This window comes from Paraburkholderia sp., from assembly GCF_050742655.1.
Lineage (GTDB): Bacteria > Pseudomonadota > Gammaproteobacteria > Burkholderiales > Burkholderiaceae > Paraburkholderia.
The window spans coordinates 428983-441062 of the sequence record NZ_JBOIGG010000002.1; the positions used below are offsets into that span (position 1 = coordinate 428983).

The 12080-nt window shown below is 64.8% G+C and carries 10 protein-coding genes; 1 reads left to right on the forward strand and 9 read right to left on the reverse strand.

Annotation, left to right across the window (positions count from 1 at the left end; all coding sequences use genetic code 11):
• The first annotated feature begins 1 nt into the window (after position 1).
• Positions 2-1102 carry a type IV pilus twitching motility protein PilT gene (locus ACREXZ_RS04525; RefSeq protein ID WP_431762833.1) on the forward strand — a complete coding sequence of 367 codons (1101 nt, stop codon included), beginning with the start codon at positions 2-4 and terminating at the stop codon, positions 1100-1102.
• Between the two features lie 111 nt (positions 1103-1213).
• Here ACREXZ_RS04525 and ACREXZ_RS04530 read toward each other — a convergent pair whose 3' ends face one another.
• From ACREXZ_RS04530 to ACREXZ_RS04570, 9 genes are all read right to left on the reverse strand, one after another.
• Positions 1214-2914, reverse strand: coding sequence for a prepilin-type N-terminal cleavage/methylation domain-containing protein (locus ACREXZ_RS04530; protein ID WP_431762834.1), 1701 nt, complete (start codon positions 2912-2914; stop codon positions 1214-1216).
• Positions 2911-3393, reverse strand: coding sequence for a type IV pilus biogenesis protein PilM (locus ACREXZ_RS04535; protein WP_431762835.1), 483 nt, complete (start codon positions 3391-3393; stop codon positions 2911-2913). Before ACREXZ_RS04535 ends, ACREXZ_RS04530 begins: the two co-directional genes overlap by 4 nt.
• A gap of 31 nt (positions 3394-3424) precedes the next feature.
• Positions 3425-3991 carry a type 4 pilus major pilin gene (locus ACREXZ_RS04540; RefSeq protein ID WP_431762836.1) on the reverse strand — a complete coding sequence of 189 codons (567 nt, stop codon included), beginning with the start codon at positions 3989-3991 and terminating at the stop codon, positions 3425-3427.
• A gap of 96 nt (positions 3992-4087) precedes the next feature.
• Positions 4088-5164: a type II secretion system F family protein gene (locus ACREXZ_RS04545; protein ID WP_431762837.1), complete on the reverse strand. Its 1077-nt coding sequence runs from the start codon at positions 5162-5164 to the stop codon at positions 4088-4090.
• A complete protein-coding gene (locus ACREXZ_RS04550; RefSeq protein WP_431762969.1) occupies positions 5154-6719 on the reverse strand; it encodes a GspE/PulE family protein in 1566 nt (521 codons plus the stop codon). The genes ACREXZ_RS04545 and ACREXZ_RS04550 overlap by 11 nt, the downstream gene beginning before the upstream one ends.
• A 309-nt stretch (positions 6720-7028) precedes the next feature.
• A complete protein-coding gene (gene pilP / locus ACREXZ_RS04555; protein WP_431762838.1) occupies positions 7029-7643 on the reverse strand; it encodes a type IV pilus biogenesis protein PilP in 615 nt (204 codons plus the stop codon).
• Positions 7633-8901, reverse strand: coding sequence for a type 4b pilus protein PilO2 (gene pilO2 / locus ACREXZ_RS04560; RefSeq protein WP_431762839.1), 1269 nt, complete (start codon positions 8899-8901; stop codon positions 7633-7635). Before pilO2 ends, pilP begins: the two co-directional genes overlap by 11 nt.
• A gap of 22 nt (positions 8902-8923) precedes the next feature.
• Positions 8924-10696 carry a PilN family type IVB pilus formation outer membrane protein gene (locus ACREXZ_RS04565; RefSeq protein ID WP_431762840.1) on the reverse strand — a complete coding sequence of 591 codons (1773 nt, stop codon included), beginning with the start codon at positions 10694-10696 and terminating at the stop codon, positions 8924-8926.
• On the reverse strand, positions 10696-11706 hold the full coding sequence (locus tag ACREXZ_RS04570; protein WP_431762841.1) for a toxin co-regulated pilus biosynthesis Q family protein: 1011 nt from the start codon (positions 11704-11706) through the stop codon (positions 10696-10698). Before ACREXZ_RS04570 ends, ACREXZ_RS04565 begins: the two co-directional genes overlap by 1 nt.
• Between the last annotated feature and the right edge of the window lie 374 nt (positions 11707-12080).

Genomic DNA, 12080 nt, shown 5'->3' on the forward strand with positions numbered 1-12080 from the left:
CATGAACACCCCTCGTTTCGAACGGCGCGACCTTACGCGCGAGATCCTCGACCTCATCGATCTGCGCCAGGTCTTCACCGACATCCACATCGAACAGGACCGGCCGATCATGATCAAGGCGCCGCGCGGCTGGCTCGCGGTCGGCGAGGAACCGGTGCTGCTCGATGAGATGGCGCCGACGCTCGAGTCGATCGAACCGGATTGGGAAGACATGCTGAAGGAAGGCGCGATCGACCGGCCGTTCGTGCTCACGCGTTGCCGTCTGCGCTGCAACATCTATCGCACCTACGGCGGCCGCAAACTGGTGATCTCGATTCGCCGGTTGCCGTTGCAGCCGCTCGCGCTCGACAAGCTCGGCCTGCCCGCATACGTGCGCACGATGATCGAAAGTCCGAAAGGTCTCGTGCTGGTCACGGGTCCGACCGGCTCGGGCAAGACCACGACGATCGCGTCGATGCTCGATTACATCAACCGCACGCGCAACGGCCACATCGTGACGATCGAGGAGCCGATCGAATACGAGCTCGAAAGCCATACGTCGATCGTGTCGCAACGCGAGGTGCCGACCGACACGCCGAGCTTCCCCGCAGGTCTGCGCGAAGCGTTGCGGCAGAAGCCCGACGTGATCATGGTCGGCGAGATCCGCGACCCGGACACCGCCGAAACCGCGCTGCAGGCGGCAGAGTCGGGCCACCTCGTGCTCGCGACGATGCACACCGGCAGCGCGGTCGGCACGCTGACGCGGCTGCTGTCGTTCTTCCCGCCCGAGCATCGCGAACGCTACGCGGCGTCGCTCGCGAATTCGCTGATCGGTGTCGTGTGCCAGTGCCTCGTGCCGACTGTGGACGGTGAGAACTTCGTGCTCGCGAGCGAGCTGCTGTTCAACAACAACCAGCAGATCAGCGCGATGCTGGTCGATCCGGCGAAGCTGCCGCTGATCGGCGACTTCCTGAAGCGCAAGCACGACAACATGTCGCGGCTGCTTAACGAGCATCTGGCGAGCCTTGTCGCGAAGAATCTGTGCACGCCGCGCGACGTGATGCGCACTACGTATAACCGGATGGAGCTGCATGACTTGTTGCAGGCTATCGTGCCGCGGTGAGCGGGACGCGTAGGGGCGACGGCGTTGCCGTTTCGGCGTGACATTGGGCGTCACGGCGGAACGCGCAGTATTGTCGGAGAGGGATGTGCTCATCGATAGCGCGCCGTGTGTTCAATAGTAAGCATTGATGGTCCATCCCGCCGCCACCGGCGTATTCGCAATAATCTGATTCGAACCATTCAGATAATTGCTGGTCCACGGCATAGGCAGAGGAGTCGTCCCCGCCGCTGCGAAGTGCGCAAAGGCGCTCCACACGACAACCCTGTAGGCTCCCTTAATAGGGGCGGCATACGTGAGACTGTTGTTGATGCCCGACGAGTCATTGGTCAGGTTGGGACTCTGACTCTGGTTCTGCGCGACAAGAGCGCCCGTGGTGTCGTACACATAGATGTACTGTGCAATCTCGGCTCCCGAGGTAAAGGTGGTGCCGTATTGACCGTCGTTCATGTGCTCCCAGGCGGAGACATTTATCACACCGGGCTTGTTGAGCGTGATGGAGGTCTCTGCATCGTCGTAGTAGGTGTTGGTCGTGCCATCGTAAGAAAGCGAAGTCCACGGCATCGGGGTACAGGGATTGGCAGCAGTACCGTAGTCGACGGCGTTCGCCGACTGCATGAACATCATGCAGTTGACACTGTTCGAGACCAACGTGATTTGCGACGCGGGCTGCCACTCATAGTCATTGTTCTGCGGGACAGATTGGCACGATACGACGACGCCGTTTTTGTCGGTGCTGACGGACGTGGTGGTCTTGGTCGGATCTGGTGTACACGTGTCGCCGATCGTATGCGCATTACCCAGTGCGAGGTTGCCCGCTTCGTCAACCGCGAGCGCCTGCCAGCCGCTCGCAGGGCCGGTGCCGGTGTACGTGTAGGCACGGTTTGTTTTCACCGTCATCACGACGTCGCCGACGGACTGCGATGTCGGGTCCACGCTCCCCAGCGAGCTTTCGTCCGCCACCAGCCCGCGCCAGTGGTACGACGCCTGCGGCAACCACTGTAGGACTCCGCTGCTGTTCTTCAGGCAGTTCACGACATTGCCGGCCGCATCCGCCGCGATCGCGCCCGGTGTCGGGCAGGTCGTATAGTCGAGCTGCTGCTGTGCAAGCACGATCGGCACCTGCATCGTGTTCGCCTTCGAATTGCCCGGCACTGATACGCGGTACAGGTAGTCCGAATTCTGTGTGGCGGTGCTGCCGAGGTAGACCTCACTCGCGAGATGCCCGGTGCCGGTCTTCGTGCCGGTGCACGACACGCCCGACGGGTTCGGCGCAGTCACCGTCCATGCGCCGAATGCACCGATCGCCGAACCCGGCCCATTGTTGGTCGCGGGAATCGAGCCGCCGCCCTGCCCTGAATTCGCGGCGATGTAGCCGAGTTCGGGATCGGCGATCGTCGTACCGCCTTCGGTGACGAGCAGTCCGAGCAGCGAGCCGTCCGACTGCGTCGTGACGAGCAGACACGGCGTCTGGCCGTATGCGTTGGTCGACCGCATATTGGGCGGCAGAAACGTCGATAGCTGATACGTTCCGCCACCGCCAAACGGCACAACCGTCGTCGTCGCCTGCGCCAGCGCCGACGCGTTCGTCGTGATCAGCTGCTTCGCGGCCAGGCCGACCTGCTGCTGATACAGCGCCGCTTGCTGCCCGCGCGTATCTTCGAGCGACGTAGTGATCATCGTCGTCACGCCCGCGACCATCAACGCGGTAACCGCGAGCGCGACCAGCACTTCGATCATCGTGAAGCCGCGCTCGACGCCACGCGTCATACGATGTGAGCGCACGCGCCGGAGGATTGCACGTGAACCCGTCATAGGTAAGCCTGCGCCATCCACACCACCGCACCGTTCGGCACGGTCGCGGCAATCTCGGCGGGCAGCGGCACCGACTGATTGCCGGGCGACTGAACGTTGCCCGCCAGCGCGACCCCCGCGAGTGCCGACCCCTGCGCCATCTGCTCGACGTCCATCGCGGCCGCGCCCGAACTCGACGATAGGCCGTAGATCACCACCAGACTGCCAGGCACACCGTTCGTGTTCGGGAGCAAGTTGTTCGGGATCACGTAGTTCTGCATCGATGCGGTCGGCGTGCCGGCCGGCAACGCGACTGGAGCCTGCCCCTGAAACGTCGGATTGTTCTGCGCGTACACGACCACCGCCTGACGATACGTGGCCATGTTCGCCGCGAGGCTCACATTGGCCGCGGTCGGCGTGGACGACACGAGCTCGCTGTCGAACAGCGCATATGCGCCGGTCAACACGCCGAATACTATGAGCACCCATATCGCGTACATGGTCGGGGGTCAGGGGTGGCCTTGCGTGGCGTTAGACGGAGGTCCAGAGGATCAGATTGGACGCGACGTTGCAGGCGCCCTGCGCGGTAGCCGGAGTGGCCGGCAACGCCACTACCGTTCCGTTGACCGAGATCGCCGTCCAGCTGCCACCAGCCGTCACCGCATTGATGCACACTGCTTCCGGAACCTTGTCGTAGCTGATCGTGAACGTACCCGCACTCGGTGAAGTAATAAGCACCGCGCCACCCCAGTTATCTGTCGCGTTATTGGTGGCATCGACAGGCACTGTGCTAGGGAATACGCCCGCGGCATGCAGTACCGCGTTCGAAATATTCGTATAGCCCGTCGTTTGCCCCATATAAAGCTTCTTCACCCCAGTCTGAATTGCATTCACCTGCTCGGACAACTCGTTCGTGCCCGCACTGCTGAACGCGCCATTCAACAGCGCAACCGCGCCAATCACCACAATCGCCGCGATCCCAAGGTACGCGATCGCTTCCAGCAGCGATGCGCCGCGCTGCGCCCCGCGTTTAGCACGCAGCGCGCGGATTGCGCGTAGTGTCTCGCGCCGGGAAGCCAGTTTCACCATCTGTTGCATGTCGATCCCCTTGATAAACACAGACATCCGCTGCCGACGGGTGCCCCGCCCGCACGGCTTCATGCAGCTGCGCCACATGACGATTGAATACCGCTCTCAATGCATCGAACGGGACATAGCGGCAATTTCCTGCTGAATTCCGAAGAATCCGGTAATCAGCCACGACAGAACCAGCGCGAGCGTGACGATCGCCACCCCGTTCACGACGCGCATCTGCGCCTCGATCACGGTCACGCCTTCCTGCATCCATTCGTCCGCGAGCGACTGCAGCGCGTCCGCGAACCCTTTGTATTCGGCATAAATGCACAGGTCGTCGACGATTTCCGTCGACGGGAATCCATAACCGGTGTTCTTCATCGCCTCGCCGACGTTCAGCCCGGACTTCACGCCGAACAGCATGTCGTCGATGCGCTGTCGTAGCCACGGCTTCGCGTTGTCCGCGAGACGCGTGAGCGATTTTTCGACCGTGAAGCCCGCCGACTGCAACGACGAAAACGCGACCAGGAAACCGCAGCCCACGATCAGCCGGTACACCGAGAACGGTGGAAAGCGGTCCAGCATCACGCGCGTGTTACCGGACCAGCGCGGCATCGAATAGAACAGCCCGGCGACCAGCAGCAGCAGCGCGATCACGCAATAGATCATCCCGCCCTGCACGAAGCGCGACATCGTGTACAGCGAATGCGCGACACCGTGCCAGCGGTCCGCGCTGACGATCGTCTCGAAGCGCGGAATCACCAGCTTGCCGAACAGATACAGATAGCCGATCGTCATCGCGAAGATCACGACCGGGTACGTGAGCCCACCGACGATCGCGAAGCGGATGCGCCGCTGCGACGTCACCACGTTGCTCACCATGCCCAGCGCGACTTCGAGGCGGCCCGACTGCTCGCCAGCCATCACGATCATCTGTTCGGTGTGCGGCACCCACCACTCCATCGCTTCGGACAGCATGCCGCCGTTCTGCACGACGCGGCGCCAGTCGGAGAGCGTCAGCGCTTCGGGTTCATTCGGCTTGCGGCCTTCATGCGACGCGCGCAACTCGAGCTCTTCGAGCACCTTCAGCAGCGGCAAGCCGTTGCTGATCATCTTCGCGATCTTGCGATAGAGCCGCAGCCGCGCCTGCGTCGTGAACTGCAGGCGCGCCCACGTGCGATAAACGTCAATGGCCATGACCTTCTCCGCCCGCGACGAACAGGCCTCGCTCGGCATCCGGCGCCGGCGGCAATGGACCGACGATCCGCTCAGCCATCCGCGGATCGACGAGCCCCGCCGCGACCTTCTCCACCGCGTGCTGCGCGACCGTCTGACCGCCCATCTCGTTCAACCAGTATTCGTACGCGGCGCTCTTGCGACCCTCGCGCATCAGCTCGCTGAACGTCACGTCGGTGCGGATCACTTCCGCGACGACCGTCCGGCCGACCGTGCCGTTCGTGCAATGCTTGCAGCCCGGACCCGCGACCCGCACCTGACTGAAGCGCCCGCCGACCGCGCGCATCACGCGCCCGGTCAACGCCGGGTCCATCGTATGCATCACGTCGGCGAACGGCTGTGCGCAGTGGCGGCACAGCAGCTTCACGAGACGCTGACTGATCAAACCCGTGATCAACGTTTCGTCGGTGACCATCGAGATGGGCAACCCCAGATCGATCAGCCGGTCGGCGATCGCGATCGCGCTGTTCGCGTGCACGGTCGTCCACACCTGGTGGCCCGTCATCGACGCGCGCAACGCGCTCTGCGCCGACGCGCGGTCGCGCATTTCGCCGATCATGATGGTGTCCGGGTCGAGCCGCATCGCGTTCGCGATCGCCGCGGCGAACGCAGTCGAACGCGCCTCTTCGCTGTTCGCGTTGACGACGGGCGTCTGTACCGCGCCGGTGATCGGATACTCGACCGGGTCTTCGACGGTGATCACGTGAATCGTGCCGGCCATGTCGCGGATCTGGCCCGCGAGCACGCGCTGCAACGTCGTCGATTTGCCCGAGCCGGTCGGTCCACTGATGATGTTCATTCCGTGCGGCTGCTGCTTGAGCAGCTCGATCATCTCCGACTGCCGCTCGGTGAAACCAAGTTCCTCGAGCGCGGCGGCTTCGCCCGCGTCGTTGTACAGCAGCCGCATCACCATCACGCTGCCGACGCTCGTCGGCGCGGTCGCGATCCGCACACCGAACAGTTTTTCCGGCAGCTTGTCGCGATCGCCGATGCTGGCGTCCTGACGCTCGGTCGGCTTGTACGTGTTGTCCGATACGCTCGCCATCGCCGAATACAGCGTGGCGAGCAGCCGCTCGCCGTACTCGCGCGTCTGCTCGCTGATGCGCACGAGTTCGTTGTGGATGCGAAACAGGATGTCGGTGCTGAAGCGGTTCACACGGATGTGGATGTCCGATGCGCGCTCCGCCGTCGCGCGCGCGATCAGGTTCTTCGCGACCACCTGCATCTGCGTGTGATCGACGCGCTCGCCGGTGCCGTCGCGACGTTGCCCCTGATACGAACGACGCACCGCGTCGAGACCGACGAGCCGCGTCGAATAGCGATAGTTGAGCCGCTCGAGCCGCGCGCAGTACGACAGCACGAACGGATTCATGTCGTGCCCTTCGGCGACGAGCAGCGTGCCGTCGTCGAGCAGGCACAGGAACTTGCGCTCCTCGGCGCTCGCCGCGTATTCGCCCGCGTCGGACAGCGGCCGCGCAGTCGATCGCGGCGTGTCCGCGCGCGCGGGCACGACCATCGGAACGATCGCCGGCACAACGGGCACAAGCGGCGCGAGCGGCACAAGCGGCGGTTCCGCGGACGATGGAGCCGGCGGGATCGAGACGGGCGGCGCCGGCTGCACTGCCGCTGTACCGGCGGCGGTTGCGGGCCCGGCCTTGCTCGCGTCCTGCTTCTGCGCGAGCGCGACGGTCGGCGACAGCAGTGGCGTAACGACGGGTGGCGTCGTCGATGTCACAGCGGGCGCGCTCTGCACGGCCTGGGTCTTCAGCGACGCGATGCTCTTCCTGAGCAGGCCGTTGGCACTGAGTGGGGAAGCCATGATTGCTTACCTCCCGGGCATCGGAATAGTCGGAATCGGCGGCGTACCCATCGACATGCCGGTCGATCCGCTGGTCGCGACCATGCGTGCATCGCGTACGCGCGTCGCCGATACCGTCAGCGTCGTGCGCGTCCCGTGGCTGTCGATCACCACCGCGCCCGGACGGATCGATATGACGCGCATGCCGTTCGGCAGCATGTCGCCGGCGTGCACGTCGACTTCGCTGCTGTCGTTCACGTTGAGCGTCGCGGTCGTCGTGCTACCGAGACTCTGCGTGGCGACCACCGCGATCTCGTCGTTGGTGACCGAGCGTCCCATCTTGCCGAGCGCGTCCTGGCGCGCGGCCACTTCGGCCTGCGCTTCGAGCTTCTTCAATTGCGCTTTCAGAATGACCGTGTCTTCCTGCAGTCCCATCAACTCGCGCGACGCGGCGAGCGCGGCCGGCGATGGCCCGGCATCGGTCGCGGCAGCCGCGGCTTTCGCAGCCGCTGCACCGGATGCCGTCGCGGGACTGTCCGGTCTGACCGTGAGCGGCGTCGACGCGGCCTGCGCATGAGCCAGTACGGGCCACGTCACGCAGCAGACGAGCGCCCACGTGCGTAGCAAACGGTCATTTTTCATATACCTCTCCTTCAATGGACCACTGCCCCGGCTGATACGACAGCTTGTCCAGACGCACACCGGGTTCGTCCAGATAATTCATCAGGTTGCGCGGAGACAGTTCGCCGAGCTGCGCGGAAAAATGCCAGACCTGCCATGGCGGCGCATCGGAGGCGGACTGCCCCGGCGGCCGCTGCAACGTGAAGTGCAGCGGAATGCCGAGCAGCTGGAACGCGGACAGCAGACGGATGCGCACGCCTTGCACGCCGTCGATCGATTCGTCGCCGCCAGGTGGCAACTGGAACGGCGTCACGAGCGACGCGCGATCGCCGGACGGATCGGCGACCGCATGCGGCTCCGCGGCAAGCAGGATCGCCACGTTCGAATCGTTGCGCGACCAGCTGTACGACGCGTTGGTCGGGCGGCACACGTATTCGTCGAGCTGCCAGCCGCCGGGGCCGACCATCTCGAAGTGATCGAGGCAGTAACGCGTGAGCACCGACGGCCGCGCGGTACCCGCCCACGGATGCGGCAGTGGCCGCTTGCTGAGCGCGTCGACCGGATGCAGCAGCATCTGCTGGCGTGCATTGTCGAAGGCGCGTTCGCGCTCGAGGTTCTGCCGGTACGACCGGTACCACAGCGCGCCATAGAGCGCCGCAACGGCCAGCACCGCGACGCCCGCGACGATCGCGAGCCGGCGTTGCTGCGTCTTGCGCGACACCGGCACGAGGTTCAGCCAGCGCGGCAGACTCAGCTTGCCGCCGCGCCGCGGAATCATGTCCTCGATGCGGCGCGGATAGAAATTGTGGAAGCCGCGCGAATCGATACCGGGGTCGCCGATCACCACGTTCCAGCCGCCCAGGCTGTAGTCGCTGTTCAGCCGCTCGAACACTTCGTCGCTCGTGCCGATCCAGTCGCCGTTCGGCAGGAACGCGCCGTCGCGCACCGCGAAATACGCCCAGCGTCCGTCCGGCAGACTGAATGCGCCGAGCCAGTTCGGCGCGGGCTGCTGACGGCCTTCGTAGAACGCGCCCTCGGTGGCGATCGCTTTCGACACCAGCGCGCCGAGCGACGGCAGGCCGAACTGCGCGCCTTCGCGCGTGCTCGCGAAGCCCGCGCCCGCGAAGCTGCGATCGATGCGCAGCACCATCGCATCGAAGTTCAGCCGGGTCGCGAGTTCGACCGCTTCGGTGCGCAGTTCGTGGCGCCTCGACAGCGATTGCCAGAACAGACCGCAGACAAAACGGTAGCGGTCGATCTGGATGATTTGCGTCGCCATGATCTTGTCGGTCCGTGCGGGATCAGGCGCCGCTCATCGTCACCGGCGAGATCAGGATCACGATCACCTCTCTCGAACGTTGCGCGGTGTACCCGCCGCCGAACGCGAAGTTCGCGGGCGTGCCGATGCCGCTCTGACTGCCGTTGTCGACGACGCCTTCGTAGCCGCCGATCATCAGTGTCTGCCCCGACTTCATCGAAATGCGCTGCATGAAGTTACGCGTGTCGACGGTCGGCAGCTGGATCTGCTCGGCATTGGAGCCGGTCCCGCTCGAGAACGGCACCAGTGACGTCAGCGACGAGATGTTCGTATAGAACTGCATCATCACCGTGCCATCGTCGAGGATGTGCGGCAGCAACGTCAGGTTGAAACCCGTCGTCACCGTGCCCGGCGTGAGCGACGTCTGACTGCCGACGTTGGCCGTGTTGGTCGTCGAAATCTGCGCGAGGTAGCTCTGCTGTGTCGCGACCTGAACCGGCACCGGCTGGTCGTTCAACGTCGTCACCGATGCCGACGTCTTGCGCCGCACGGTGCCCTGATCGGACAGCGCGCTGATGACCGCGGAGGTCGTATCCGCGCGGCTGTTCGGCGAGATGACCGTGGCCGAGACGGTGCCGTTCGCGCCAGTCGCGGCGTTCGGCGCGCCGGTCAATGCGGTGAACACGCTGTTGCCGAACGAGAACTGCGTGCCGAGCGCCTGGTACACCGCGTGCCAGTTGATGCCGTAGCTGTCGTCGGCCGACAGCGTCACCGACAGCACCGTCACGTTGACCAGGATCTGCCGCGACAGCACGCGGTTTTCCTGCTCCATGAATGCGCCCACGCGGTCGAGTACATCCGGCGTGTCGGTCACGGTGATCGAACCGGTCGCCGGCGAAGGCACGACCGAGCCGGAAGGAGACAGCATCGCCTTGATCGTCGCCTGCAGGCTGCCGTAGACGGACAGCGACGCGTTCATCGCAGTGTTCGCGGTGTTGTCGGACGAGATCGACGGCGACGAACCCGAGCCGCCTCCACCGCCACCCACCGCGCCGCCGCCCGCCCCACCACCACCGCCACCGGCCCCACCACCACCACCGCCCGACCCGCCGCTGTTGCTCGCACCGCTGTTCACGTAGGTCTCGAGCTTCGAATCGCCGGGCAACGCGGACACCTGGAACACCCGCGTATCCGTGTAGTAGAAAATGATCGAGCCGTCCGCGTACTTCCAGTAGACGCCGAAGCGCGCGGTCGCCGCATCGAGCAGACCGCGCAGGTCGCCGTGCGCATACACGATATGCATCGCGCGTCCGTCGCCAGACGCGACACCGCCGCGCGAGGAACCCGGCGACGGGCTCTGCAGCAATCCGGTCGGCAGCGGCGGCAGACCCGGGTAAGCCGCGGCGCCCGGGCTCGCGCCCGTCGCGGCGACGCCGCCTTGCGCGGCATTCGCCGCAGCGTCGTCGGCGCCCGATGCGACCTTCACCGGCATGTGCGTGAGACGCGTGATCCGGTCGGCAAACGCGCGCAACGAATCGACGGTGCCGTCGAAGCTCGCTGGCTCGTTGAACACGCCGGGCAAGGTCGTCACCTTGGCGATCTTCAGCGTATTGCCGGAGAGCCACAGCTGATCGCTCACGACGACCGCATCGGTATCGTGCTCGCGGTTCTCGCCGCGATGGCTGGCGTCGAGCAGATTCTGCGAGTGCGAGAGGTCGGCCTGGCTGTCGTGACGGACGCCTTGCAGCAGGCCGGTACAGCCGGTCAGCAGGCCAAGCGAAACGCCGAATGCGGCGAAATGCTGGAGTGCGCGCATCAGCTTGCTCCCTTTGCGGTGATCCGCAACACGTGGTTGCCCTTGTACATGAGCGCCTGGATCGGCACGTCCGAATGGCTCAGCGCATCGACGACTGAATGAAGCGCCTGTTCGAAGGTGCCGTGGATCGTCGCGGTCGCGTCGATCGAAAAATCGGTTGGCACCGCCCAGATGAATTGCCAGCCCGCGTCCTTCGCCCAGCGCGCGAGAGCGTTGCGCACGGAGCCGTCGGACTGACGCAAATCCCAAACTGTGATACCGGAGTCGATATCGCTCGATGCGGGTGCGGCTATCGGTACGGCCGCTGTGGCGGGAATGGGAGTGGGCGCGAGACCTGATGGCTGCGTCGAGACGTCGACGGTGAGCGGCATCGGCTGCGGCTGCGGCTGCGGTTGTCGTTGTGGTTGTGGTTGGGATTGCGACGCTTGCGCCTGAACCGGCATTTGCGCCTGTGCGGCATAGGATTGCGGCTTCATCGAAGCCGACGATGCGGCGACGCTCGCTGCGTTCGATACAACCGGTTTCGCTGCGACGGCATAGCTCGCGGGGATGATTGCAGGTGCAGCCGCCGGTGCAGCCGTATGCATCACGCTCGACGCATCCATGAGCGGCGGTGTAGCCATCGGCGCAACCGGCTGCATCGCGTACTGCCCTACCGGTGAAGCCGGTCGCGTGGGCAGCGGTGCAACCGCGCTCACGGTAACGAGATGCAGATCGGTGTTGACGCGTGCCTGCAGCGAGCGGTTACCCGACAGGATCTCGCCGAGCGCGTCCACGAAAGACTGGTCGCCGCGCCAGCTCACCCGAATGTCGGCCCATGTGCCTGCGTTCGGCACGTTGACGCTGTAGCTCGGCGGCACGATCTGCTCGAGCGCGCGCAGCAACGGCACGGCGTGACCCGCCACTCTCACCCTGTCACCGGCATGCCGGCTGCCCTCTACGACTACCTGCGGCCCCGGCACTGCGGCCCGGGCGCCTGCAGTCCACGCACAGCCCAGGGACAGCGCCACCCATACTCCTGCCGTTAGCTTTCGCATACCGTCTTCGCCTTCTCTCTTGCCTTGTTTTCGTCGTGCCCCTTGAGCGAACCTTTACGGCGCGCACAGGAATACCCGGCTGCCCCCCACGCCATGCTGCTCTCTCAGGTATGTTCTTGACGCGCCCCGTCTGGCGGAACTGCGCCGAATGCACCGCGCGACCAAGCCCTCGCGCGAGACGCATCTTGATGAATTCCTATGTGCCCTGCAGACCTGTTCGACGGTGCGAATCCGGGCGCTCGATGCACCACCTGGATTCGCGGGACTCAAGAGACCCATGCCTCGGTGAAACACACTTAATACCGAGAACACCTGGCCCGCGAACAATATTCCCCATGACAAAGGAT